The following is a 24,104-nucleotide window of genomic DNA, read 5'->3' as shown; positions in this document are numbered from 1 at the left end:
GCCATCTATTCTCTTTGAGAGGATGACGCGCCTTTGAAGCGGCTACGCGGCATAGGCTGCGACATTGCCGCTGTGCCTCAGCCCGGCGCCCCGACATCGGTGTCGAAGCCAGTCGGGCAGCCAAAAGAGAGGCGGCTTAGCCGCCATTGCCGGTCGGCGGAGGCAGGGTGTCGACAAGCTGGTCGCCGCCGAGCGCACGGTAGACGGCAACTAGGTTGGTGGCGCGCACCAGCCGCGTGTTGGCGACGGTGCGGCGTGCCTGATACAGCGTCCGCTGAGCATCCAGAAGGTCAAGGTATGTGTCGATTCCGCGCTGGTAACGCGCGGTGACCAGGGTCAGCGTGTCGGCGGCGGCGGCCTCAAGCCTGGTATCGGCGGCCAATTGATCATCGATCGTCGCGCGCCGTGCGAGGGCGGTGGCGACATCGCTGAACGCGGTCTGGATCGCCTTCTGATACTTGGCTGTCGCCGCGTCGCGCTCGGCCTTCGCAAAGGCCAGATTGCCGCGATTGGCACCGCCGTCGAAGATCGGCAGCGTTGCTTGCGGGGCGACCTGCCAATTGAACGCGCCACCGGTGAACAGCGCCGACAAGGCGGTGCTTGCTAGTCCGGCGACGGCGGTCAGCGAGATGGTTGGGAAAAAGGCGGCACGGGCGGCACCGATGCGGGCGTTGGCGGCGCGCAGCGCATATTCCGCCTGGACGACGTCGGGCCGTCGTAGCAGAATTCGCGAATCGAGCCCAGCCGGTATCGCTGCCCGCAGCCCCTCGACCGTTTCGATCGCCGCCGGCAGGTCCGCGTCGGCGACCGGCGCGCCGACCAGCAGGTCGAGCTCGGCACGATCCTGCGCGACCTGCGTAGTCAGTTGCGCCTTGTCCGACTGCGCCTGCGACAGAATGGTCTCGGCCTGACGCAGATCGGTGCGCGGGGCGAGCCCACCCGCCAACCGCACTCGGGTGAGTTCAACGCTGCGTGTCGCACTGTCCTCCGTATCAACCGCGATGGCCAGCAGGCTGCGATCGGCGGCAAGGGTCAAGTAGGTGACGGCAACCTGCGCCACCAAGGTCAGCCGTGCCGACCGCAGCGCTGCTTCGGTCCCCAGATATTCATTGAAGGCGGCCGTGCTCAGGTTGCTCAACCGTCCGAACAGGTCCACTTCGAAGCCGCTGAGACCGCCGTCGAGCGCGTAGCTCTTGCCGGGAAGGTTGTTGCTGGCGCCGCCCGCTTCGCCATGCCGGACGTCGGCACCGGCGGTGACGTCCAGCTGCGGCAGTATCTGCGCTTGCGCCACTCGCGATTGCGCGCGCGCCGCCGCAACATTTGCGAGTGCCACGCGCAGGTCCTGATTGTTGGCCAGTGCCTGGCCGATGATCGCTAGCAGATGCGGATCGCGGAATATTTCGCGGTAGCTGACCGCCGGCAGCGCTGCTTCGTCGGCTCGCAGGTCTGGTGCGCCAGCCGACCACGATGGCGGGATGGCCGGATCAGGCCGGTGATAGGCCGGCGCCAGGCTGCACCCGGCGAGAGCGAGAAGTGCGGGGAGGCCTGCGGTCATGCAGTCGCTCCCTTGGAGCCCATGGAATCTCACTTTTTTATGGGATCCGGAATAGAGCGCCCTTTCCCTTTCTCGGCTACGATGAACTCCAGGAACCGTAGAGGCTTCGTTGCGCTGGGATTCCAGTGAGAATGGATCGTGCCGGCAGGAACATACAAGCTGTCGCCCGCGCGCAGCGTTACCGCGGGCCTCCCCTCCTCCTGCCAAACACCTGTTCCTGACACGACATAGAAGGTGACGGCCGCCGGATGGAGGTGTCGCGGATTGATCGCGCCGGGAGCATATTCCGTCTCGTAAACCGCGACCTCGACGTTCGCCGTACCGGGCAAGAGCGTTTTCAGGAGCGGCGCGTGCGGTATCACACCATGCTTTACCTGGCTCGCGGCCGGCGCTGCTTGAAGGATACACAAGGCGCCCATTGCCGCGACCATGATTCTTGGGATGCTCGATATGGTCGTCATTTGAAGCTCCTCGCACGTCGGGCCACCATAGAGCCGCATGGCGCGAGCTCGTTGCTGGATGGATAGCCGGGTCAGGCTGTGGCTGCCCGCCAGCTTACGCTATCATCGGACCTTGCTGCTGAGGCCAACTGCACTGCCGGTCTGAGAATGCCACCAATCGTGCCAAGGCCAGTCCCACCCGTGGTGCATGGGCCCTCGTGGAACCAGGCTTGCAATGGCCACCACTATGATTGCAACGGCAATCAAGCCAATGGCGATTTTGATACCGGGAGCAAATTTACGCATAGAAATTATCCGCCTCTGCGCTTAAGATTGCTCCGATAGGCATAGGTAGCAAACGCAAATTTCTCACGGTTAGCCCAACATATATTAGGGGTCTCAATGCATCGCCAACTACCCTCTTTGAACGGTTTGCGCGCCTTCGAAGCGGCTGGAAGGCATGGCAGCTTCAAGGCGGCAGCAGAGGAATTGAATGTCACGTCAACGGCCGTGAGCCATATGGTGCGACTTCTGGAGAATCAGCTCGGGTTCGGGCTTTTCCATCGTCGTGCGAACAAGCTTGAATTTACCGATCAGGGTCGGGCTTTCCAGCCAGGCCTTACAGACGCCTTCGATGCGATCGCGCGACTCACCGAGCAGGTGACCGTGATGCAGGCAGGGCCGGTGCTCAACGTAGGAGTTTCCCCGGCCTTTGCTTTGCACTGGCTTATTCCGCGGTTGACGAACTTCAATCGCAACCATCCCGATGTTGAGGTACGAGTCTCTGCCGGCGGTGCAATGCATCCGATGCGCGACGATTGGACATGCGCCGTGCGGCGCGGCACTGGTGACTGGCCTGGTTATGCTGCCGAAGAACTCTTCGCGTCGACACTGATACCAGTCTGCACGCCGACGATCGCAGCAGGCTTGCGGCACCCTCGCGATCTCAGCAGTGCCACCTTAATCGTCGTTGCTCATTTGCGTGAACAATGGACTTGGTGGTTCCAAGCGGCAGGCCTGCATGCGTCGATCCAGCCTGCAAATGAGGTGCTGTTCGAGAGTTCCGCGATGGCAATCCAAGCCGTTCTTGATGGCGTAGGAATCGCCGTCGCACAACTTCCGTATGTCAGTGACGCGCTGGCGGCAGGCCGTCTGGTTTCCCCCTTTCCTGTCAGCGAGCTTAAATATGAAGACTGGTATCTGGCCTATCGGCCGATGCGTAAGAAGGATCCAGCGTTATTGGCGTTCCGCGAGTGGCTGCACAGTGAAGCAGAGTTGCAACGCCAAGCGTATAAGAAGCTAAGTTCGACACAACCGCTTACGGCTGCATCGCACCTTAAAGAGTTCATGTCGGCGGTTACACGGTGATCTCCAGAAGGGGTACGAATGGAAAATCTCGAATCCCAACCTTCTAAGCCACCTTCCTTAGCAGAGATCGCTTACGTTTCCGTCCGGTACGGCAATTTCACTTTAGGGGGCGGAAGCGCCGGCGTGGCGGTCATGTACCGGGAGATATTCCATAAGCGTCATTGGCTCACCAATGATCAGTTCAATCTTGTTTTCATCTTGGCTCGGCTCGCGCCCGGTACGAACCTCTTTGCTTTCGGAACGGGCGTGGGCTGGACATTGCGCGGCATTCCCGGTGCCGTAATCGCATTGTTGGCGGGCTCCATCCCTTGCAGCCTAATAATCTTTGCCGCGACGGCATTATTCCGTGATTTGCAGCACAATCCTTGGGCTCAACCCGCGATCCATGGCGCTATTGCCGCCGCAGTTTCAATCACCGTCAAAGCCGGTTGGGAGATCGCCCATTCCCAATTGCACGGCCGCGCCAAGCCTCGTGTTGTCATCATCGCGATTACAGCCTTCGTGCTTTACACCTTTTTTCGTGTCCCCGCTTTCGACGTTCTATTGCTAGCAGCACTGACAGGCGCAGTCGTTACACGGGATACCGATGAATTTATTTGAACTCTATATCGTATTCTTACGAGGGTCTTTGACGGCTTTTTCTGGACTTGCGTCATTGCCAGTAATCCAAGATAGCCTAGTCATTCATAGCCACGTCCTCACTACCGCGCAGTTGAACGAAGCGGTCATGATTACGCGGAGCGTGCCAGGACCCGTGGGATTATATTTTGTCAGCGTTGGCTACTTCGTCGCTGGCATTCCGGGCGCGATCACTGGTTGGCTGGCAACGATTACACCTGCGTTTCTTATCATTCCAATGACCCATTTTGTTGGGCGCAAGATGAAAAATCCGCGTGTGCGCTCAATTTTAGATGCTGTCATAACCGCAAGCGCGGGCCTTCTGGTCGCTTCGGCCATCCCTCTCGCTAAAGATGCGCTTACGAATCCTGTCGATATAGTGATCGCCTTGGTTAGCTTTGCATTCCTTCTGAGGACGAACATTGACACAATTTGGATTCTTCTTGCTGCTGGTGTTATTTCAACTACTGTTCACGCCCTCGGTGTTCTGCAGAGTCTCACCTAAATCCGCCCGATATGTCCTGCATCATCGACCCGCTCGGCAATGTGCTCGTCGAACCGGATTTTTCCGGTGAAACAATCCAGCTTGCGGAACTGGACCGCCGCATTATCGCGCGCGGCAAATACGACCTCGACGTGGTCGGCCATTATGTGCGCCCGGATATTTTCAGCCTCTCGGTCGATGCCAGGCCCAAACCCGTTGTGGCTTTCACACTGCCACCTGGGCTATCGATCGTTGCTGAGGCCGACGCGGAGAACGAGGCGCAGGGGGGAATGGCATGTTCGGACTGACCGCACTGGAACTGGCGCGCATCCAGTTCGGCTTCACCATCTCCTTCCACATCATCTTTCCCGCGATCACCATCGGCCTCGCCAGCTATCTCGTCGTCCTCGAAGGGTTGTGGCTGTGGAGGAAAAACACGGTCTATCGCGACCTCTACCATTTCTGGTCGAAGATCTTCGCTGTCAATTTCGCCATGGGTGTCGTTTCCGGCCTGGTCATGGCCTATCAATTCGGCACCAACTGGAGCTATTTCTCCTCCTTCGCCGGCTCGATCACCGGCCCGCTGCTCGCTTATGAGGTGTTGACGGCCTTCTTCCTCGAAGCGGGCTTCCTGGGCGTCATGCTGTTCGGCTGGAGCAGGGTCGGGCCGGGCCTCCATTTCTTCTCGACCATCATGGTGGCGCTCGGCACCTTGATCTCGGCGACCTGGATTCTGGCGTCGAACAGCTGGATGCAGACGCCGCAGGGTTATGAGATCATCAACGACGTCGTCGTTCCGGTCGACTGGTTCAAGGTGATCTTCAATCCGTCCTTCCCCTATCGCCTCGCCCATATGACGGTGGCCGCCTTCCTCGCGACGGCGCTCTTCGTCGGCGCTTCGGGAGCTTGGCATCTCCTGCGCGGCAACGACACGCCGCGCGTGCGCACGATGCTGTCGATGGCGATGTGGATGCTGCTCATCGTCGCGCCGGTCCAGATCTTCATCGGCGACATACACGGCCTGAACACGCTGAAGCACCAACCGGCCAAGATCGCGGCGATGGAGGGGCATTGGGAGAACACGCCCGGCGAGGGGGTGCCGCTCATCCTGTTCGGGATGCCCGACATGGAAGCGGAGACGACGCGCTACGCCGTGGAGATACCCCATCTCGGCAGCCTGATCCTCACGCATGAGTGGAACGGCCAGTTTCCGGGGCTCAAGGAATTCGCCCGCGAGGACCGCCCGAATTCGCTCGTGGTGTTCTGGAGCTTCCGCATCATGGTCGGGCTCGGGCTGCTGATGCTGGTGCTCGGCGTCTGGAGCCTGTGGCTGCGCTGGCGCGGCGGACTGTTCCGATCGAAGCTTTTCCTGCGCTTTGCCATGTGGATGGGACCGGCCGGCCTGATCGCCATCCTCGCCGGTTGGTTTACCACCGAGATCGGTCGTCAGCCCTGGATCGTCTATGGGGTGATGCGCACAAGCGACGCGGTCTCGAACCATTCGGCGCTGGTGCTTTCGACCACGCTGATCGTCTTCATCGTCATGTATGCCATCGTGTTCGGAACCGGCATCAGCTACATGCTCAAGCTCGTCGCCAAAGGGCCGCATCCAGGCGAGGATGAAGCGCCCCCGCACGACCTCGCCCAGGCGCAACGTCCGGCGCGGCCGCTCTCGGCCGCACCCGACGACATCGATCCGTCGCCTTATTGAGGAGGATGAACATGGGTATCGATCTTCCTCTGATCTGGGCGATCATCATCGGCTTCGGGCTGATGATGTATGTCATCATGGACGGCTTCGACCTGGGCATCGGCATCCTGTTCCCCTTCGTGAAGGGCCGGGAGGACCGGGATGTCATGGTCAACAGCGTGGCGCCGGTCTGGGATGGCAACGAGACATGGCTGGTGCTTGGCGGCGCGGCGCTTCTGGCGGCCTTCCCGCTCGCTTATGCCGTGATCCTGAGCGCGCTCTATCTGCCGCTGATGATGATGCTGGCCGGCCTGATCTGGCGCGGCGTCGCCTTCGAATTTCGCTTCAAGGCGGACGAGGCGCACAAGCCGTTCTGGGACAAGGCCTTCATGTGGGGATCCTATATCGCGACCTTCTCGCAGGGGCTGGCGCTCGGCGGGTTCATCAACGGTTTCGAGGTCAGCGAGGGCTCCTATGCCGGCGGGTTCCTCGACTGGCTGTCCCCATTCAGCCTGTTCACCGGCGTCGCGCTGGTCATCGGCTATGCGCTGCTCGGGGCGACCTGGCTCGTCATGAAAACCGAAGGGGCGTTGCAGCAGCGGATGCGCGCGCTGGGCACGCCGATCACCTTGGCCGTCCTCGCAGCCACCGTCATCGTCAGTCTCTGGACACCTTTCGTCCATGCCGACATCGCAGCCCGCTGGTTCTCCCTGCCCAACCTGTTCTTCTTCGCACCCGTCCCGGTGCTGGTCGTGCTGGCGACATGGGCGCTTCTGAGGAGTCTGAAGCGTGAGAGTCACGCCGCGCCATTCATCCTGGCGCTGTTTCTGCTGTTTCTTGGATATACCGGGTTCGGGATCAGTCTGTGGCCCAACATCATTCCGCCGGGAGTCTCGATCTGGGATGCCGCCGGCCCGGCGCAAAGCATGGGCTTCACGCTCGTCGGCGCGCTGCTCATCATCCCCTTCATCCTCGTCTACACCGCCTGGTCCTATTACGTCTTCCGCGGCAAGGTGAAGCCCGGCGAGGGCTATCACTGATGTCGTCCGACAGGCGGGACAAGAAGCTCTGGCCGCGCCGTATCGGCTGGCTCGTGCTGATCTGGGGGGCCAGCGTCGGCGTGCTGGCGATCGTCGCGGTCCTGTTCCGCCTGCTGATGAATATGGCCGGACTGACCGTGTAGGGGCCGAGAACGACGAAACGGGGAACTACGTCTACACGCTATGGCCCTCCGTGACCCTCCCAAATGGAGCGGCGGCTGAATGGCAGCACAGGGGTGGATTCCTGCCCGACCGCTTCCAAGCGACAGAGTTGGAAAATCGGTCATCTACGCAAACGGGCGTGTGTAGCACGCTTGCGCCTGAACCCTCAATAAGTCGAGCCTGGTTCGGCTTGCAGTTCTCGGCGGCGCGGGCATTGGCTTCTTCATGGAAGCCGATATTGGCGACAACATTGCCGCCGGATGGCTCGAACGCGTTCTCGAAGACTGGATGCCGTCGGTCGCCCCGCTTTGCCCCTATTATCCCGGCCGCAAAAATCCCCGTGCCGCTTTCAGCGCCTTTATCCAAGCCGCGCGCGAATTCGGGAATGCTCGGCGTGCATGATTTCAGGCCGCCGATCTTCAAGGGTCAGCATCCGACCGTCCGCAATCTCCGATGTCGAGCAGATGAGGTGAGGAGCGGGATGATTGAAATAGTCGATCGGGGTCATGTCGGGGTTAGGAAACAGATCCCCCGCTCTTGGTGCGGAAAAGCAGACCCACCTGTTTCATTCTCTTACGTCACAATTTTTTCCGAGGAAATCGATCAGTACGCGCGCTGCCATCGGCAGATGACGGCGGGAAACGTAAAGAGCGTGGATGCCCAATGTTTCGGGCTGCCATTGCGCAAGCACCGTTTCGAGCCTGCCGTCCCGGACGTCTTGTTCGGCGGCAAAGCGCGGCAGCATCGCGATCCCCATGCCGGCGATCGCCGCGCGACGCAGGGCCACCGTGTCGTTGGTCTCGAAGCTGCCCGCCACCGGTATCAAGACCCGGGTGTGCCCGTCCTGGAGCGTCCATTCGGCGCCGCCCAGATTGGTGTAGGTCAGGCACTGATGTTCTCTCAGGTCGTCGACGCCGGCCGGACGCCCGCGAGCGTCCAGATAGGCCGGCGCGGCATAAAGCTGTGAGGGACATGTTCCCAAACGCCTGGCGATAAGCGCCGGGTCGAGGTTGTTGGCGATCCGGATGGCGACGTCGATCCGGTCCTGCACCAGATCCACGGGCCGGTCGGAAATGAGCAGAGCCACGTTAATGCAGGGATAGGCGCGCGCAAATTCCGCCAGCAACGGGACAAGAAGCGCGTCGGCGAGAATGGTCGGGGCGGTCACTCTCAACCGGCCCACGGGCGTTGCGGCGTCTGCCGCCACCTCGGAGACCGTGTCGGCGATGCGGACCATTTCCCTGCACAGTTCGAGGACGCGCTCGCCGGCCGAGGTCAGGCTGAGCCGTCGCGTCGTGCGGTGCAGCAGCCGCGTCCCCGACCAGTCCTCGATCGAGGCGATATAGCGGGACGCCATGGCGCGCGACATGTCCAGCGCCTCGGCCGCCGCCGTGGCGCTGCCGCGCTCGACGGTCTCGATGAAAACGCGGGCCGCCGTAATCCGGTCCATAGTTATTCGTTCATTCTATGCAACATTCTGTCGATCATATCGCCATTTATCTCCATTTTGTGCGACAGTATATATGTCTTCGACAAAAGGAGACAGCTATGACCAAGACCATCGAACTCCAATATTTCTTCGATCCCTTCTGCGGCTGGTGCTATGCCAGCGCACCGGCTCTCGAAGGGCTCGCCGTCAGATTCCCTGGCCAATTGCGCATGATGCCGTCCGGACTGTTCTTCGGCGGCAGGCCGGTCTCGTCCATGGCCGATCACGCCTGGCGCAACGACCAGCGCATCCAGTCGCTGACCGGCCAGCAATATACCGAGCGCTACCACCGGGATGTCCTGCTCGCCCCCGATGGGGAGTTCACCTCTGCCCCCGCCACGCTGGCGTTGCAGGCGCTGGGCGAACGCGATGCAAAGCTCGAACCCGCCTTCCTCCATGCCGTGCAGATCGCCCGCTATATCGATGGGCGCGACACGGCCAGGGAAGAGGACGTGGCGAAGGTGGCCGTTGCGGTCGCCGGCGAGAACGGGATCGATCTGACGGCCGAAGACTTTGCCGAGAAGTTGCGCAACGATGCCGAACTGCGCCGGCGCACGCTCGACCGCATCGAAGCGTCGCAGGGCCGCATGAACGAACTCGGCATCCGTGGCGTGCCCCAACTGGTGGCCATGATCGATGGCAAGCCGACCGCTCTCGACGGCGAAATTCTTTACAACGGCCCCGACCGCCTGATTGCAGCGATCGAAGACCTCACCGTCACCGCATAACTCTCAACAGAAAGGATATAATCATGAACATCGCTCTTATTGGCGCTTCCGGCCGGGTCGGCTCGCGCATTCTGGCCGAGCTTTCGAACCGCGGGCATACCGTCACCGCCATTGCGCGTGACCCTGCCAGGGTCGCTTCGCTTCCCGGCGTCACCGCGATTGCGGGCGACATCGAAGCCATGGAGGCGCTTGCCGAGCTTGTGAAAGGCCATGATCTGGTCATCAGCTCGGTGCTCTTTTCCGCAAGTGATGCGAACAAGCTCATCGCTGCCGTCAAGGCTTCCGGCGTGCGCCGCTATTACGTCGTCGGCGGGGCCGGCGGCCTGGAAGTGGCGCCCGGCAAGATGCTGCTCGATACCCCGGAATTCCCCGAGATCTACAAGGTCGAGGCGCAGGCGGGCGTGGACTTCCTCGACAAGCTCAAGGCCGAAGACACGCTGAACTGGACCTTCCTCGCGCCGTCGGCCGTCTTCGAGCCCGGCGAGCGCACAGGAAGGTTCCGCCTCGGCAAGGACCAGCTCCTGGCCAACGAGAACGGCAGCAACATTTCCTTCGAGGATTTTGCCGTCGCGCTCGTGGACGAGATCGAAACGCCGACCCACGTCCGGCAGCGCTTCACCGTCGGTTACTAAAGCCTGAAATCTCAGACATCGTGTGCGGCAGCTCGCCCGCCGCACCTTTCCAAGCGAGCGCGCCGAAGGGCGTCTCGGCTAGGGTGCCTCGCCGATCATGATGGCGATGTCGAGCTGGCCGTTCTCTATGCCAGCCAGCAGCATCGCCCGGTCGCGCTCGAAACCGCATACCCTAACGTCCCGATAGCCTTCGCCAAACTCGCTCATGCCTCACGCCGCATCGCCCAGGTCCATCAGGCCGCGAGGCGTTCCGGTTCTTCCGGTTGGGGCGGCGCTTCCGGGCGCGGCGTCAGAAAGCGGACCAGCGCCGCCTTTCTGGAGCTGCGATCGAGCGCGTAGTGCGTATGGGATAGCTTCGCTCCGCTAAGCAGCGCATCGATATATCCAGAGACCGTATCCGCTGCCATGACGAGCGCCGCATCAAGCGTATGCACGTACCGGCTTGTGACCGACCCAGACGCATGACCGAGCAGCGCCGCGATGGTGATCTCTGTGAAGCCCAGATCATTCGCCATACTGGCGAAGCTGTGACGCAGCACATGCGCGGTGAGGTCGGCCAACTCCGTGTCGGCAAAAATCTTCGCCCAATGCCGGGGGAAGCTGCCGAACGGCTTGTCGCTGTTTCGCGTGCCCGGAAACACGTAGGGGCTGTCGCTGCTCATATCCTGTTCGTCGAAATACTCCAGAACAGGCAAGCCCATCGGCCGGACCGACTGGCCCTCCTTCGTATCCTCGAACCTGAAGCAGCTTCCCGCGGTGTCGAGTTCGTCCTTGCGCAGCTTGATGATCTCACTGCGGCGACAGCCCGACATGGCGATCTGTCGGATCATCTCGACGGTGCGAGTGTAGCGTTCGTCTTCGGCGGCCTTGGTGAGGATGAGACCGAGCGTGCGATACTCGTCCTCGTTTAGGCGCCGCGATCGCACCGCGTCCTTGGGCTTGCGGACGCCGTGCGCTGGATTCACGTCAATGATGCCTAGCTCGTCCCGCGCATAGGTGAAAATGCCGCCCAGGAGGCCAACGGTGCGGCTGGCGACGCCGATGCCGCCGCGCACGATCGACTTACCGCGCAGCTTCTCGGTCTTCTCGATCCCGCGCGTCTTGCCCGCCATGATGTCCTTCATCATGGCCGTCACGTCCGCCTTGGTGACGTGCGTGACGCGCTTCTTGCCCAGAAGCGGGATGATGTGGCGGTTGATCCGGCCGAGGTCGGTGATCTTGGTGCTGGCCTTCTTCGGCCGCCCGCCCTTGCCGAGGATGCGGCCGGCATCGAGTTCGGCAATGTATAGCTCGCACAGCTCCTTCACCGAGATAGCCTTGCGCGCGCTGTTCCGATCTTCGAGCGGGTCGTTGCCCTTGGAGACATCCGCCAGGGCTTGAATGGCCAGCGTGCGAGCCTGCTCGGCGGTGATCTGACCGTGCCGGCCCAACTTCATCCGGCGTCGCACATTGTTGGCGTTCCGGTAATCGACGAAGTAGGTCCGGGTGCCGGAGGGCAGGACGAACACGCCGAAGCCCTTTAGCTCACCGCACCAAACGGTATATTGCTTGTCGCGTGGCTCGGCCTTGTCCACGACGGTTTTCGTAAGTTTCGACACATGCACCTCGCTAGAGCGGGCTCAAAAAACTCACCAAAAACTCACCACTGGATCGAAAACTGTGGGGGTCATTGGAGTAGCGCAGAGAACCCTTATAGTCAATAAACTACTGTTAAAACAGTATGTTAGCGTGCTCTAGCGTTGAGTTGGCAAGCCTTTCGTAGCGGTGTAGTTCTAGCTCCGAAGGCAAAGGCCAGAGGTTCGAATCCTCTTGGGTGCACCATTTTTGCATGGCCGTCAGAATGATCTTCCTTCCAGTTCAAGCAGATATTGCTTGGCCTTCAAGCCACCCGCAAAGCCGGTAAGCGCACCATTCGCTCCCACGACGCGGTGGCAAGGCGCAATGATCGAAATCGGATTGCGGCCATTGGCGGCCCCCACGGCCCGGTAGGCGGAGGGTTTGCCGATCTGGCTTGCAATATCGGCATAGCTGCGCGTTTCGCCAAAGGGGATGGTCAGGAGAGCCGCCCAGACCCGCTTCTGGAAATCCGTACCCTTGAAATCGAGCGGCAGATCGAATGCCTCCCGCTGTCCGGCAAAATATTCGCCAAGCTGCTGCCCGGCCTTATCCAGCAGAGGGTGATCGCCGCGCTCGACCCGCGGCTCCAGCCTGACGTGCTTCGGGTCATCATTTTCCCACAGGACCGCCGCCAGCCCCTTCTCGCTTGCCACCAGCGTCAGTTCACCGACGGGTGAGGCCATCATCCGATATGCGTAGTTCATACCCCATCCTTTCCATCATTTGATGGTGCAAGCATAGGACATGATAGGCGGAGCGCCTTCCCGCCGCTTGCGATCAAAGCGGCGGGCGTGCTTATTTGAGGCCGCCGCCCATGGCGCGATACAGTTCGACCATGTTCGTCGCCCGTGTCAGCCGCGTCGCCAGCAGGCTCTGTTCCGCATTGTAGAGCGTCCGCTGGGAATCCAGCGTGGTCAGAAAACCATCGACCCCCGCCCGGAAGCGCGCTTCCGACAGTCGATAACCGACCCGCGCGGAATCCCGCAAAGACGTCTGCGCCTCCATCTGCGCCGTCATCGTGCCGCGCCGGGCAAGCGCATCGGCAACCTCACGAAAGCCGGTCTGCACGCTCTTCTCATAGGTCGCGACCATCGCGTCATAGCTTGCCCGCGCATAACGCAAATTGCCTTGATTGCGCCCGAAATCGAAGATCGGCAGGCTGGCCGAAGGCGCCACCGACCAATAATCGCTGCCTGACTTGAACAGATTGGAAAGGCCAAGGCTCATCGTCCCGAATGCCGCGGTCAGCGAGATTTTCGGGAAGAAAGCCGCACGCGCCGCACCGATATTGGCATTGGCCGCCAATAGCTGATGCTCCGCCGCCATGATGTCCGGCCGCCGCAGCAAAGCCGTGGAAGGCAGGTCCGCCGGCAGATTGGCCAGTGTAACATCCCCATCCGGCATCGCCGTAGGCAGATCCTCCGCTGGCACAGTCGCTCCGGCCAGCAGATTCAGTGCATTCTGGTCCTGCGCGACCAGGGTCGTCGTCTGGGCAATGTCGGAACGCGCCTGGTCATAGCTGGTCTGCGCCTGCCGCACTTCCAGTTCCGACGCTATCCCCTTGGCAAAGCGCGCCTTTGTGAGATCCAGCGTCTGGCCGAAAGCCTTCTGCAGATCGCGGGCGATCTTCAGTCGCTCCTGATCCGCCGCCATGCTGAGCCAGGCATTCGCGACTTCCGCGATCAGCGCGGTCTGCGCGGCATTGCGGTTCTCGACCGAAGCGAAATATTGCTCCTGCCCCGCCTTAGCCAGATTGCGGATCCGCCCGAACAGGTCGATTTCCCACGCCGACACGCCGACCGAGGCGCTGTAGATGTCCGTTCGCCCCGATACGCCCTGTTGGGCGAAGGGCTGATCCTGATAGGTCGCGCTGCCATTGGCGCCAAGGGTCGGAAAGATATCCGCCCGCTGCACCCTATATTGCGCCCTCGCCTGCTCGACATTGGCGAGCGCCACGCGCAGGTCGCGATTATTGGCGAGCGACGTTTCGATGACCCGGGCCAGGCGCGGATCGACAAAGAAATCCTTCCACGCCGTATCCGCCGGAGCGATCGCCTGTCCCTCCGTCACGGTATAAGACGGTCCCTGCGGGCTGGCTTCCGGCACGGGCAGCGTCGGCCGCACATATTTTGGCGCCATGTCGCAGGCTGCGAGCGTCAGCGCCAGGGCAGCGGCCGGGAAGAGCTTGATCTTGTTCATTATCCTCACGCCTCCTGCGACGCCGGCACGGCGCTGCCCTCAGGCCCGCCTTCTTCCCTTCCGTGATGTTCACGGAACAGCCGCTTCACCACGGTAAAGAAGACCGGCACGAAGAAGATGGCGAGCACCGTCGCGGACAACATGCCGCCGACGACGGCCCAACCAATGGCATTCTGGCCACCAGCGCCAGCGCCCTTCGCCACCGCCAGCGGCAGCACGCCGAAGACGAAGGCGAAGCTGGTCATCAGGATCGGCCGCAGACGCAGCTTGCCCGCCTCCAGCGCCGCCCGAGCGGGCGGCAGCCCTTCGCGCATCTTTTCCTCGGCAAATTCCACGATCAGGATCGCATTCTTGGCCGATACGCCGATGGTCGTGATCAGGCCGACCTGCAAATAAATGTCGTTGTTGAGACCGACCAAGGCCGCGGCGACCACCGCCCCGAAGACGCCCAGCGGCACCACCAGCATGACCGCGATCGGCACCGACCAGCTTTCATAAAGCGCGGCCAGGCACAGGAAGACGATCAGCATCGACAGCGCGTACAGCGCCGGCGCCTGCCCGCCGGAGGTCTGCTCCTCATAGGAAATGCCGTTCCATTCATAGCCGACGCCCGCCGGCAGCTTGGCCGCCATTTCCTGCATCGCCTTCATCGCCTCGCCAGTGGAAACGCCCGGCGCGGGCGCGCCCATGATCTGCATCGACGGCACGCCGTTGAACCGCTCCAGCTTGGCGGGACCATGGGTCCATTCGGTGGTCGCGAAGGAGGAGATCGGCGCCATCACGCCCGAACTGCCCCGCACATGCAGCACGCCGATCGAATCCGGCGCTGTGCGGAAGGGCGCATCGGCCTGCACATAGACGCGCTTCACCCGGTCGCGGTCGATGAAGTCGTTGACGTAGCTGCTGCCCATCGCCGTGCTGATCGTGTCGTTGACGTCCGATTGCGCGATGCCCAGCGCCCCGGCCGCCGCCTGATCGACGTTCAGCTTGAGCTGCGGCGTATCCTCCAGGCCGTTGGGCCGCACCTGCGCCAGCCGCTTGTCGGTCATCGCCATGCCCAGCAATTGGTTGCGCGCCTCCAGCATCTTCTCATGGCCCAGGCCTGCCCGGTCCACGAGCTGAAAATCAAAGCCGGTCGCATTGCCCAATTCCTGCACTGCGGGCGGCACGAAGGCGATCGCCATGCCTGCGGCAATCTTCCGGAAGGCGCCATTGGCGCGAAGGGCGATGGCGGACACCTTGTTGTCGTCGCCCTTGCGCTCCGACCAGTCTTTCATGCGGGCGAAGACGATGCCGACATTCTGCCCCTGCCCCACGAAACCGAAGCCGGAAATGGTGAAGACGGCGGCGACATTCTTCTTCTCGTCGATCAAATAATGATCGCGCACCTTGGTCAGCGTCCGCTCGGTCTCCTCCAGCGTCGATCCGGTCGGCAGGGACACCTGGTTGATGATGATCCCCTGATCCTCATCGGGCAGGAACCCGCCCGGCAGGCGCAGGAAGACTAGTCCCATGCCGACCACGATCAGCCCATAGACCAGCATCGTACGGCCCCAGCGGCGCTCGACCTTCTCCACCGTCCCGCCATAGCGCACGACATTGCGGTCGAAGGTTCGGTTGAACCAGTCGAAGAAGCGACCGAAGCGCGAGCCGAAAAAGCCCGTCCAGATATGGCTGTGCCCCTTGGGCCGCAGGATCGTCGCGCAGAGCGCCGGAGTCAGGATCAAGGCCACCAGCACCGACAGCACCATAGCGGAGACGATGGTGATGGAGAATTGGCGGAAGATCACGCCGGTCGACCCGCCGAAGAACGCCATCGGCAGGAACACCGCCGACAGCACCAGGCCGATGCCGATCAGCGCGCCGCTGATCTCGTCCATCGATTTTTTCGCCGCTTCCTTCGGACTAAGTCCCTCTTCCTGGATGATGCGTTCGACATTTTCGACCACGACGATGGCGTCGTCGACCAGCAGGCCGATCGCCAGCACCATACCGAACAGGGTCAGCGTATTGATGGTGAAACCCGCCACATAGAGGATCGCCAGCGATCCCAGCAGCACCACCGGCACCGCAATGGTCGGGATCAGCGTGGCGCGCCAATTCTGCAGGAACAGGAACATCACCACGAAGACGAGCAGGGTCGCCTCGATCAAGGTGTGGATCACCTGCTCCACCGACAGCCTCACGAAGGTCGAATTGTCGACCGGGAAGTCATATTTGACCCAGCTCGGGAAGGTCTTGGACAGTTCGTTGATGCGGTTCTTGACGCCGTCGACGGTATCGAGCGCGTTGGCGCCGGGTGCCAGCTTGACGCCGAAACCGGCAGCCGGATGGCCGTTGAACTTCGCGCTGAAGCTGTAGCTTTCCGCGCCCAGCTCGACCCTGGCGACATCCGACAAATGGACGACTGACCCATCGCCGTTGCTGCGCAGCCTGATCTGGCGGAACTCTTCGGGCGTCTTCAGCCGCGACTGCGCCGTCACGGTGGCGTTCAGCGCCTGGCCCCTGGGCGAAGGCGTGCCGCCGATCTGGCCAGCCGAAACCTGCGCATTCTGCGCCCGGATGGCCGATTTGACGTCGCCCGTAGTGACTCCCAGATTGGCCATCTTATAAGGGTCGAGCCAGACCCGCATCGCATATTGCGCGCCCAGCAACTGCGTGTCCCCCACGCCGTTGACCCGGCTGACCGGATCCTGCAGCGCCGACGCGACGAAATCGCCCGCATCCTGCTGGTCGTGAATGCCGTCATCGGCATAGACGGCCATGATCATCAGGAAGGTCGAGGTGGATTTGGTGACGCGCAACCCCTGCTGCTGCACTTCCTGCGGCAACAGCGGCGTCGCCTGGGCCAGCTTGTTCTGCACCTGCACCTGCGCGATGTCGGCGTCGGTGCCCTGCTCGAAAGTCAGGGTGATGGTCAGATTGCCGGCGGAATCGCTGCTTGAGGAGAAATAGCGGAGATTGTCGATGCCCTTGAGCTGCTGCTCGATGATCTGCGTCGTCGTGCTTTCCAGCGTTTGGGCGTTGGCGCCGGGATAAGTGGTGGAAATCGTCACCGTAGACGGCGCGATGGCCGGAAACTGCGCCACGGCCAGCGACCGCAATGCCAGCGCGCCGGCCAGCATGATGACGATGGCAATGACCCATGCGAAGATGGGCCTGTCGATGAAATAGCGGGCCATCGCTTACCTCGCTCCGCCCGAATTCGCTTGCTTCTGCGGCGCCGTCACCTGCTGCGGCGCGCCCGGCTTCACGACCGTTCCGGGGCGCAGGTTGACCAGCCCCTCGACGATCAGCCTGTCACCCGCCTTCAATCCCTTGGTGACGATCCATTTGTCGCCCACCGGGCGGTCGGTTTCGACCTGACGCAATTCGACCTTGTTGCCTGCCCCGACGACCATGGCGGTAGCCCTGCCCCGCGCATCACGAGTAATGCCCTGCTGCGGCGCCAGGATCGCCTGGGTGCGCTGCCCCTCGACCAGCTTGGCGCGGACATACATGCCCGGCAGCAACAGGCCATCCGGATTGGCGAAGGTCGCGCGCAACGTCACCGCGCCCGAACTGGGGTCGACCGTCACCTCGGAAAATTGCAGCCGCCCCTCAATCGGATAGGCGCTGCCGTTGGGCAGCAGCAACTGCACCCGCGCCCCGTCGGCCGCGCTGACGCCGCCCGCCTGCATCGCCTGCTTGAGATCGATGATCTGCGCCGCCGACTGGGTCACGTCGACATAGACGATGTCGGTCCGCTGGATCGTCGCCAGGGCGTCGGCTTGCCCGGCCTGCACCAGCGCGCCCGGTGTGAACAGGGAGCGGCCGATACGCCCCGAAATCGGCGCCCTTATGCGCGTGAAATCCTGGTTCACCTGTGCGGCCTGCACCGCAGCCCGCTGTGCCGCGACATCGGCGCGTGCCTGTTGGGCGGCGGCGGCGGCATTGTCAGCCTCCTGCCGGCTGACCGCGTTTATGCCGACCAGCTCCTTATAGCGTTGCGCCTGCAAACCCGTGGCCCGGATCGATGCCTGCGACCGCGCCAACGCGCCCTGCGCCTGTCCCAAAGCCGCACGATAAGGGGCGTCCTCGATCTCATAAAGCAGTTGACCCGCCCGTACCAAGGCGCCTTCGGTAAACAGTCTGCGACGGATGACCCCATTAATCTGTGGCCTGACTTCCGCGGTTTCGACGGCTGCGATGCGACCCGGAAGTTCGGTCACGAGGGGCGCGGCCTCGACCGTCACATTAACGATGCCGACTGCGGGGGGCGGCGGCGCCGGCTGCTGTTGCTGGCCGCAACCGCCCAGCGCCAGGGTCGATGCGCAAGCGAGCAGTCCGACAAATATCCCCTTTTGCATCGGTCGCTGCTCCGTTTCCCTAAAGCCGATCACTGGAATGAACGTTCATTCCGCTTGCGCCGCAGGTAGGAACCTGCCACAATTTGTTCAAGAGTAAAAAAGCCGGGATGAAGATTTTTGATTGCGCCGCAACATGAACGGACTGCCCGAGACCGCATATTGAACGCGGCCCGCGATCTGTTCGCCGCCAACGGTTTCCACCAAAGCGCAATGGCCGAACTGGCCACCGCCGCCCAAGTTTCCGTGGGCCAGATCTACCGCCTGTTCAAGGGCAAGGAAGATATTATCGAAGCCATCGTGAAAAGCGACATGCAGGAACGCGAAACGATCATATCGAGCTTGCAAACCCGCCTCGACGCGGGGGAGATCAGCATCGAGCGGACGTTCGAACTGCTGCTGCTGGAGGTCATGGACGATCCGCATGAGGCTCTGTCCTTCGACATATTGGCCGAAGCATTCCGCAATGCGCCGGTTCGCGACACCATCACCGACATGTGCAGGGGCTTGCGAAAGTCATTGGGCGATTTCGCCTGCGTCGCCAATCCCGACCTGTCCGGGGAAGCGCTGAAAAGCGCCGAGGAAATCATCCTGGCCTGCCTGTTCGGCCTTGGCCACCGCAGCCTGTCGGCGCCCGACATCAGCGCCGAACGCACCGCCAAGCGTGCCGCCTTCATGATCGTCGCCGCGCTCCGCGCCATGGACTGATCGGTCCGGCGTAGCTTCCACTCCTTCCGTCGCGTTGCAGCAACGATTGGGGTGCGATGCAGCAACCATCTGCCGCTGTGAAGCATTCTCGCTCCCAAATCGTTCCGGGAGGCAGATAATGGGCATCAACGCATCGTTCGATCGCAGCTATTTCGAGGCTCGGCTTGACCGCAACCGCAGACTGGCGGCCCGCTCCAGAAATCCTGAAATCCGAGCGATTCACATGGAATATGTGCGCTTATACAGCCAGTTGCTGGAACAGTCGGGCCGCGCGCCGGCTTGAAAAGCCGCCAGGGGCGGCACGGCCTGAGCCACCCTATCGGGCGGCGACGCCATCTGGCAGCACCACCGCCGACCAGCTCTTACCCGGCACCAGATATTTGGCCGCCAACGCCTGAAGATCGGTAGGCGTGACTGTCAGCATATCCTGCGCCATGGTCTGCATCGCCTGCACATAACGCGGATCATGGGTCGCGCCCTCCATCTGGTTCATCCAAAAGGCATTGCCCGTCCCGGCGCGCATCAGCAATTGCCGCATCGGCGCCACCGCCCGCTGCAATTCATCCTCGCTCACCGGGTTCCTGGCCAAATCGGCCGCCGTATCCTTCACCACGCCGTAGAAATAATTGACGCGATCGGGCCGCACCTGGCTCGTGACCAAAATATAGCCGCCGCTTTCATAGGAAAAAGGCCAGTTATTCTGAACGCTGGGCGAATAGGCAGCCCCCTCGGTCGAGCGCAGCTTGTCGAACAACCGATCGTTGAAGATCTGCGTCAATATTTCCAGTTGCCGCGCCTCTTTGGTCAGCGCAAAGCCGCCTGCCGTCGGCCAGGCCATCACCGCCGCCGCCTGTTCCTTATCGCCCTTGTGCCGCAGGATCACCGGCGCCTCGACATGGGCGGGAAAGCGCATGATCTTGTTCGCCGCCGGAACCGGCACTTCGGGCCGCGGCGGCAAGGCGCCGAAGGTTGCAGCGACAGCCGCGATGGCATCATCCGCCTTCACCTGGCCGAAAATCTGGACCTCGATCGGTCCCGACGCCAATAGCGGTTCCCATGTCGCGCGGAAGGCCTGCGGCGTCAGTCCGTCGATTTCCGCCCGCGACGGCGTGCGGAACCGCACATCCTTGCCATGCAGCAGCCAGTTGAGATCGCGAGCCAGCACGGAATCGGGCGCCCGTTCCATCGCATCATAGGCGACCCCGGCACCCGTCTTCACCCTCGCGATCGGCGCCGGATCCCAACCGGGCGCAGCGAGCTTGGTCGCGAACAATTGAAGCTGGTCCTTATAGTCCGCCGGCCGCGTGACAGCCTGCAATTCGAAGGCATCATCGTCGATGGAAAAATCCATTCCCATGCGGCGCCCATTGGTGAGATCATCCAGTTCCCGCTGCCCCAGCTTTCCGATCCCGCTTGCGACCAGCGCATAATCGGCGGCCCAGCCCGGCGCGGCTTTGGTCGGTGAAAAGGCCTGCTGGCCATGGCCGAAGCGGACATTGATCCGCACCTTCTCCGTCTCCGCATCATTGGCGAAAAGGGTGAGCTTCACGCCATTGGAGAAGATGATGCTTTCCATCCCCGGCAGGCCGATCGGCGTGCGGGACACAATCTTGCCCGGCGCACCCAGTTTCGGCAGGTCGGCCATGGTCACTGCCTTGTCATTCAGGCGCGCATTGGTCGCCGCCTTGACCGGAGCCGCTACGGCGGCGGCCAGCTTCGCATCGACGCCCGGCTGCACCTTGCCGGTGATCAGATGCGCCCGGAAAACGCCCGCCGAAAAGAGCCGCCGCGTCGAATCCAATATCTTTTGCGGCGTCATGCCCGGCTTGCCGGAACGGAAGATGTCCAGAGCCGCCTGCGGGCTGACGGTGGTTTCGCGAATATCGACCGCGCTCACCAGATCGCTCGCCTGCTTGGCGCCCGCCTCGGTATCGGCATTTTCGACCTGGATGGCGAGCGCCGTATCCATCTGCGCATATTCGCGGTCGATTTCCAACTGGCTGGGCGGAACGGCCTTGGCGTCTTCTATGATGGCGCGGACATCGCCCAGCGCCTTCTCCCAATTTTCGCCGGTGGGCACGATGGTGACGAAAGTGCCGTCCACCGACCGGCTGACATCCTGTTGATCCACGCCCGCCTGCAGGAAGCTGCCGCCGCTGCGCGCAGCCTGCTCCAATCGACGGCTGATGATCTGAAGGGCCAGCATGTCGGTCAGCTTGTCCTGATTATAGACGATGGTGTCCGCACGCGGCTTCCATGGCCGCAACCAGGCCATGGTGAGGCCGGTAGGCGCGCCGGGTTCCACCGTCACCCTGGTCGCGGGCGCCCTGGGATCGGGCTCTCCGAAATCGGGCAGCGGCGCGCCCTTGCCCGGCACGGTCCAGGACGCGAAATTATCCTTGATCAACTGCTCGGCCATGGCCGGGTCGATATCGCCCGCGATCGAGATCACGGCATTTTCCGGACGATACCAGCGCTGATGGAAAGCCTCCATCTTCGTCGCCGTCACCGCGTTCAGCGTCGCCACGGTGCCGATCGGGCTATGATCGGCCAGCGGCTGCCCGGCAAAGAAATGCCGGCGCGTCGCATCGGAAATCCGCATTTGCGGCCCATCGCCTTCGCGCTTTTCCGCCAGCACCACGGCGCGCTCGGCATTGACCGCGCTTTCCACGATGTTGGGATCGGCCATCATGCCCGACAGGATCTTCAGGCTCTCGCCCAGGCTGGCCTGCGTCGCCTGCGGCAGATCGAGCGCATAGGTGGTCCCGGTCGGCGTCGTCTGCGCATTGCTGTCGCTGCCGAAGGTGACGCCCAGCCGCTGCCAGATCCGCTTGGATTCACCATCGGGCACATGGCGGGAGCCGCGGAAGGTCAGATGCTCCATGAAATGAGCGTAACCCAGCTCATCGGGCTGCTCCATCAGCGACCCGGCATCGATGCGCAGCCGCACCGAAACCTGCCCCGGCGGCACGCCATTGCGGCGTATCGCATAGCGCAGCCCATTGGACAGCTCGCCAAAGCGCCATGCCGGATCGATCGGCACATCGCTGTTTTCATAAAGCCATGGCCTGACCTGCGCCTTGGTCGATCCCGGCACGGCGGGCGTGACGGTGGGGTCCGTCTTCGCCACAAGTGGCGCGGAAACTCCCGAAAGCAGCAAGGCAAGGACGGACAGCGAAGCGGCAGAGCGCCGGAAGGAAAAGCTCATGGCCGCGCAGCCTAAAGAGATTTTCCTGAATGACCACTGACAAAGAGTGGGAGGCCAGAAACAAGGCGCACCGTGTTCCTGCGAAGGCAGGAACCCAGTTCAAACGGTAGAAACGCAATCAAACGGCGGAACTGGGTTCTCACGAGCCACTTATCTCGTTCGAATGCCTTCGCAGGAGCACAAAGCTCATGATCTCAACGTCCGCCCGTCCTCTGCACAGCGCCCTTATGCGCGCCGACGCCGCTGCCGCCGCGCCGGCGACGGAAGTTCTTCTTCGCGGGCTGGCCGGCTTCACCATCGGGGCGGTGTGCCCGCTCGGCATTGCCGCGCGGCTGCTTCTGCTGGTCCTGATAGCGGCGCTGACCATCGGCGCGCTTGGCCTTCTGCTCCGGCGTCTGCTCGCGGCCTTTGCGCGGCGGGGCGGCCTTGGGCATGTTGCGCACCGCCTCGACGAAATTCTCCGGCAGCGGCACGATCTCCAGCTTCACCTTGGCCGTCCGCTCGATCGCTTTCAGATAAGGCCGCTCGTCGTCCGCCACGAAGCTGATCGCGATCCCTTCCGCCCCGGCGCGGGCTGTGCGGCCGATGCGATGGACATATTGCTCGGGCACATTGGGCAGCTCGAAATTGATGACATGGGACACGCCCGAAACGTCGATCCCACGTGCCGCGATGTCGGTTGCGACCAGAAGCTTCACTTGGCCATGGCGGAAAGCCTGCAAGGCGGTGGTCCGCTGCGCCTGGCTTTTGTTGCCATGGATGGCGACGGCCTGAATTCCCGCCCCTTCCAGAAAGCGCACGACGCGGTCCGCGCCATGTTTCGTACGCGTGAAGATCAGTGCGCGGTCGATATCCTCGCTCCTGACCGTCAGGTTGAGCAGCGCCTGCTTCTCAACCTGATTGACGAAGGTCGCCTGCTGACGCACCCGCTCCGCCGTGGTCGACTGCGGCGCGACGCTGACCTTTACCGGATCGCGAAGGAACTGCGCGGCCAGCGCCTCGATCTCGCCCGGCATGGTGGCGGAGAAGAACAGGTTCTGCCGTTCCTTGGGCAGCAGCTTGGCGATGCGTTTCAAGGGATGGATGAAGCCCATGTCCATCATCTGGTCGGCTTCATCGAGGACGAAAATCTCGGTGTCCTTGATGGTGAAAGCCCGCTGGTCGATCAGGTCGAGCAGACGGCCCGGCGTCGCGACGACGATATCGACGCCCCGGCCCAGTGCGCGGATCTGCTTGTTGATCGGCACGCCGCCGAATACGACCTCCACCGACAGCTTCATGAAACGGCCATAGTCGCGGAAACTCTGCGCGATCTGCGCCGCCAGCTCGCGCGTGGGAGAAAGCACCAGCATCCGGCAGCCCTGAAGCGGCGTCGGTTTGGGGTTGCGGGCGAAATGGTCAAGGCTCGGCAGCGCGAAGGCCGCCGTCTTGCCGGTGCCGGTCTGCGCGATGCCGCACAGATCCTTGCCCTTCAGCAAAACGGGAATGGCCTGCGCCTGGATGGGGGTGGGCAAAGCATATTTCTTGGCGGCGAGCGCCTTCAGGATCGGCTCGGCAAGGCCAAGGTCGGTAAATTGCATGGATGATAACTCACAAGTCGGCCCCGGCGCCTTCCGGCATGGCCGGGACGCAAGGCGGGTTACGAAACGACCCGCGTGAAAAGGGAAGCCTCAAAGCTTGGCGCAGACTTTCATTGGCCGGCCCCGATGCCTGTCGGCCGGAGCGATCACGCTGCCAATCGCTGAAAGGGCGATTAAGCCCAACTGCTGCGCTGCAGCGCGTATGGCGGGAATGTCGGGGAAAAGCAAGCGGTAGATGGC

Annotated in this window: 23 protein-coding genes; 12 read left to right on the top strand and 11 right to left on the bottom strand. The window is 62.3% G+C overall.

Annotated elements, in window-relative coordinates:
- Positions 1-136: 136 nt before the first annotated feature.
- Together VVT58_RS03670 and VVT58_RS03665 are read right to left on the bottom strand one after the other, a co-directional pair.
- On the bottom strand, positions 137-1,555 hold the full coding sequence (locus VVT58_RS03670) for an efflux transporter outer membrane subunit (protein ID WP_327754138.1): 1,419 nt from the start codon (positions 1,553-1,555) through the stop codon (positions 137-139).
- 29 nt (positions 1,556-1,584) lie between these two features.
- Entirely contained in the window at positions 1,585-2,016 is a 432-nt protein-coding gene (locus tag VVT58_RS03665) for a cupin domain-containing protein (protein ID WP_327754139.1), read from the bottom strand.
- A 381-nt stretch (positions 2,017-2,397) separates the two neighbouring features.
- On the opposite strand from VVT58_RS03665, the gene gcvA reads away from it, so the two are divergent.
- From gcvA to VVT58_RS03625, 8 genes are all read left to right on the top strand, one after another.
- Entirely contained in the window at positions 2,398-3,363 is a 966-nt protein-coding gene (gene gcvA, locus VVT58_RS03660; RefSeq protein WP_327754140.1) for a transcriptional regulator GcvA, read from the top strand.
- 18 nt (positions 3,364-3,381) lie between these two features.
- The gene (locus tag VVT58_RS03655; RefSeq protein ID WP_327754141.1) at positions 3,382-3,963 is read left to right on the top strand and encodes a chromate transporter; all 582 of its coding nucleotides are present in this window, start codon (positions 3,382-3,384) and stop codon (positions 3,961-3,963) included.
- Positions 3,950-4,486 carry a chromate transporter gene (locus VVT58_RS03650; protein ID WP_327754142.1) on the top strand — a complete coding sequence of 179 codons (537 nt, stop codon included), beginning with the start codon at positions 3,950-3,952 and terminating at the stop codon, positions 4,484-4,486. The genes VVT58_RS03655 and VVT58_RS03650 overlap by 14 nt, the downstream gene beginning before the upstream one ends.
- A gap of 11 nt (positions 4,487-4,497) precedes the next feature.
- Complete coding sequence (locus VVT58_RS03645; protein ID WP_327754143.1) at positions 4,498-4,773, top strand: hypothetical protein; 276 nt, start codon at positions 4,498-4,500, stop codon at positions 4,771-4,773.
- Positions 4,761-6,176 (top strand): cytochrome ubiquinol oxidase subunit I, encoded by a 1,416-nt coding sequence (locus VVT58_RS03640; protein ID WP_327754144.1) that lies wholly within the window; start codon positions 4,761-4,763, stop codon positions 6,174-6,176. Before VVT58_RS03645 ends, VVT58_RS03640 begins: the two co-directional genes overlap by 13 nt.
- A gap of 11 nt (positions 6,177-6,187) precedes the next feature.
- Complete coding sequence (gene cydB / locus VVT58_RS03635; protein WP_327754145.1) at positions 6,188-7,195, top strand: cytochrome d ubiquinol oxidase subunit II; 1,008 nt, start codon at positions 6,188-6,190, stop codon at positions 7,193-7,195.
- Positions 7,195-7,338: a DUF2474 domain-containing protein gene (locus VVT58_RS03630; RefSeq protein ID WP_327754146.1), complete on the top strand. Its 144-nt coding sequence runs from the start codon at positions 7,195-7,197 to the stop codon at positions 7,336-7,338. Before cydB ends, VVT58_RS03630 begins: the two co-directional genes overlap by 1 nt.
- A 244-nt stretch (positions 7,339-7,582) precedes the next feature.
- A complete protein-coding gene (locus VVT58_RS03625) occupies positions 7,583-7,759 on the top strand; it encodes a hypothetical protein (protein WP_327754147.1) in 177 nt (58 codons plus the stop codon).
- A 163-nt stretch (positions 7,760-7,922) separates the two neighbouring features.
- On the opposite strand, the gene VVT58_RS03620 is transcribed toward VVT58_RS03625, so the two are convergent.
- The gene (locus tag VVT58_RS03620; protein ID WP_327754148.1) at positions 7,923-8,807 is read right to left on the bottom strand and encodes a LysR family transcriptional regulator; all 885 of its coding nucleotides are present in this window, start codon (positions 8,805-8,807) and stop codon (positions 7,923-7,925) included.
- Between the two features lie 98 nt (positions 8,808-8,905).
- On the opposite strand from VVT58_RS03620, the gene VVT58_RS03615 reads away from it, so the two are divergent.
- The gene (locus VVT58_RS03615; RefSeq protein WP_327754149.1) at positions 8,906-9,574 is read left to right on the top strand and encodes a DsbA family protein; all 669 of its coding nucleotides are present in this window, start codon (positions 8,906-8,908) and stop codon (positions 9,572-9,574) included.
- Positions 9,575-9,597: 23 nt separating this feature from the next.
- Positions 9,598-10,206 (top strand): NAD(P)-dependent oxidoreductase, encoded by a 609-nt coding sequence (locus tag VVT58_RS03610; RefSeq protein WP_327754150.1) that lies wholly within the window; start codon positions 9,598-9,600, stop codon positions 10,204-10,206.
- 78 nt (positions 10,207-10,284) lie between these two features.
- On the opposite strand, the gene VVT58_RS03605 is transcribed toward VVT58_RS03610, so the two are convergent.
- The 6 genes from VVT58_RS03605 to VVT58_RS03580 all read right to left on the bottom strand — a co-directional run bounded on the left by VVT58_RS03605 (position 10,285) and on the right by VVT58_RS03580 (position 18,371).
- A complete protein-coding gene (locus VVT58_RS03605) occupies positions 10,285-10,413 on the bottom strand; it encodes a hypothetical protein (protein WP_327754151.1) in 129 nt (42 codons plus the stop codon).
- A 26-nt stretch (positions 10,414-10,439) separates the two neighbouring features.
- Positions 10,440-11,804, bottom strand: a complete 1,365-nt coding sequence (locus VVT58_RS03600) for a site-specific integrase (RefSeq protein WP_119036636.1) — start codon at positions 11,802-11,804, stop codon at positions 10,440-10,442.
- 237 nt (positions 11,805-12,041) lie between these two features.
- A complete protein-coding gene (locus VVT58_RS03595) occupies positions 12,042-12,527 on the bottom strand; it encodes a methylated-DNA--[protein]-cysteine S-methyltransferase (protein ID WP_327754153.1) in 486 nt (161 codons plus the stop codon).
- A 91-nt stretch (positions 12,528-12,618) separates the two neighbouring features.
- Complete coding sequence (locus VVT58_RS03590; protein WP_327754154.1) at positions 12,619-14,022, bottom strand: efflux transporter outer membrane subunit; 1,404 nt, start codon at positions 14,020-14,022, stop codon at positions 12,619-12,621.
- A gap of 5 nt (positions 14,023-14,027) precedes the next feature.
- Complete coding sequence (locus tag VVT58_RS03585) at positions 14,028-17,204, bottom strand: efflux RND transporter permease subunit (RefSeq protein WP_327754155.1); 3,177 nt, start codon at positions 17,202-17,204, stop codon at positions 14,028-14,030.
- Positions 17,205-17,207: 3 nt separating this feature from the next.
- Complete coding sequence (locus VVT58_RS03580) at positions 17,208-18,371, bottom strand: efflux RND transporter periplasmic adaptor subunit (protein WP_327754156.1); 1,164 nt, start codon at positions 18,369-18,371, stop codon at positions 17,208-17,210.
- A 117-nt stretch (positions 18,372-18,488) separates the two neighbouring features.
- Between VVT58_RS03580 and VVT58_RS03575 the strand changes: the two genes are divergently transcribed.
- Both VVT58_RS03575 and VVT58_RS03570 read left to right on the top strand, forming a co-directional pair.
- On the top strand, positions 18,489-19,076 hold the full coding sequence (locus VVT58_RS03575) for a TetR/AcrR family transcriptional regulator (RefSeq protein ID WP_066558160.1): 588 nt from the start codon (positions 18,489-18,491) through the stop codon (positions 19,074-19,076).
- 118 nt (positions 19,077-19,194) lie between these two features.
- Positions 19,195-19,359 carry a hypothetical protein gene (locus VVT58_RS03570; protein ID WP_169576093.1) on the top strand — a complete coding sequence of 55 codons (165 nt, stop codon included), beginning with the start codon at positions 19,195-19,197 and terminating at the stop codon, positions 19,357-19,359.
- A 33-nt stretch (positions 19,360-19,392) separates the two neighbouring features.
- On the opposite strand, the gene VVT58_RS03565 is transcribed toward VVT58_RS03570, so the two are convergent.
- A complete protein-coding gene (locus tag VVT58_RS03565; protein ID WP_327754158.1) occupies positions 19,393-22,284 on the bottom strand; it encodes an insulinase family protein in 2,892 nt (963 codons plus the stop codon).
- A gap of 194 nt (positions 22,285-22,478) precedes the next feature.
- Positions 22,479-23,864, bottom strand: coding sequence for a DEAD/DEAH box helicase (locus tag VVT58_RS03560; RefSeq protein ID WP_327754159.1), 1,386 nt, complete (start codon positions 23,862-23,864; stop codon positions 22,479-22,481).
- Positions 23,865-24,104 lie beyond the last annotated feature (240 nt).

The organism is Sphingobium sp. SJ10-10 (assembly GCF_036038995.2).
Classification (GTDB): Bacteria; Pseudomonadota; Alphaproteobacteria; order Sphingomonadales; family Sphingomonadaceae; genus Sphingobium.
Note: the sequence above shows the minus strand (reverse complement) of the source record. Positions and strands in the feature narration are given on the sequence as shown.

Coding starts and splice junctions, on each gene's coding strand:
- VVT58_RS03670 (WP_327754138.1), bottom strand. CDS start 1,555: ATGACCGCAGGCCTCCCCGCACTTCTCGCTCTCGCCGGGTGCAGCCTG.
- VVT58_RS03665 (WP_327754139.1), bottom strand. CDS start 2,016: ATGACGACCATATCGAGCATCCCAAGAATCATGGTCGCGGCAATGGGC.
- gcvA (WP_327754140.1), top strand. CDS start 2,398: ATGCATCGCCAACTACCCTCTTTGAACGGTTTGCGCGCCTTCGAAGCG.
- VVT58_RS03655 (WP_327754141.1), top strand. CDS start 3,382: ATGGAAAATCTCGAATCCCAACCTTCTAAGCCACCTTCCTTAGCAGAG.
- VVT58_RS03650 (WP_327754142.1), top strand. CDS start 3,950: ATGAATTTATTTGAACTCTATATCGTATTCTTACGAGGGTCTTTGACG.
- VVT58_RS03645 (WP_327754143.1), top strand. CDS start 4,498: ATGTCCTGCATCATCGACCCGCTCGGCAATGTGCTCGTCGAACCGGAT.
- VVT58_RS03640 (WP_327754144.1), top strand. CDS start 4,761: ATGTTCGGACTGACCGCACTGGAACTGGCGCGCATCCAGTTCGGCTTC.
- cydB (WP_327754145.1), top strand. CDS start 6,188: ATGGGTATCGATCTTCCTCTGATCTGGGCGATCATCATCGGCTTCGGG.
- VVT58_RS03630 (WP_327754146.1), top strand. CDS start 7,195: ATGTCGTCCGACAGGCGGGACAAGAAGCTCTGGCCGCGCCGTATCGGC.
- VVT58_RS03625 (WP_327754147.1), top strand. CDS start 7,583: ATGGAAGCCGATATTGGCGACAACATTGCCGCCGGATGGCTCGAACGC.
- VVT58_RS03620 (WP_327754148.1), bottom strand. CDS start 8,807: ATGGACCGGATTACGGCGGCCCGCGTTTTCATCGAGACCGTCGAGCGC.
- VVT58_RS03615 (WP_327754149.1), top strand. CDS start 8,906: ATGACCAAGACCATCGAACTCCAATATTTCTTCGATCCCTTCTGCGGC.
- VVT58_RS03610 (WP_327754150.1), top strand. CDS start 9,598: ATGAACATCGCTCTTATTGGCGCTTCCGGCCGGGTCGGCTCGCGCATT.
- VVT58_RS03605 (WP_327754151.1), bottom strand. CDS start 10,413: ATGAGCGAGTTTGGCGAAGGCTATCGGGACGTTAGGGTATGCGGTTTC.
- VVT58_RS03595 (WP_327754153.1), bottom strand. CDS start 12,527: ATGAACTACGCATATCGGATGATGGCCTCACCCGTCGGTGAACTGACG.
- VVT58_RS03590 (WP_327754154.1), bottom strand. CDS start 14,022: ATGAACAAGATCAAGCTCTTCCCGGCCGCTGCCCTGGCGCTGACGCTC.
- VVT58_RS03585 (WP_327754155.1), bottom strand. CDS start 17,204: ATGGCCCGCTATTTCATCGACAGGCCCATCTTCGCATGGGTCATTGCC.
- VVT58_RS03580 (WP_327754156.1), bottom strand. CDS start 18,371: ATGCAAAAGGGGATATTTGTCGGACTGCTCGCTTGCGCATCGACCCTG.
- VVT58_RS03570 (WP_169576093.1), top strand. CDS start 19,195: ATGGGCATCAACGCATCGTTCGATCGCAGCTATTTCGAGGCTCGGCTT.
- VVT58_RS03565 (WP_327754158.1), bottom strand. CDS start 22,284: ATGAGCTTTTCCTTCCGGCGCTCTGCCGCTTCGCTGTCCGTCCTTGCC.
- VVT58_RS03560 (WP_327754159.1), bottom strand. CDS start 23,864: ATGCAATTTACCGACCTTGGCCTTGCCGAGCCGATCCTGAAGGCGCTC.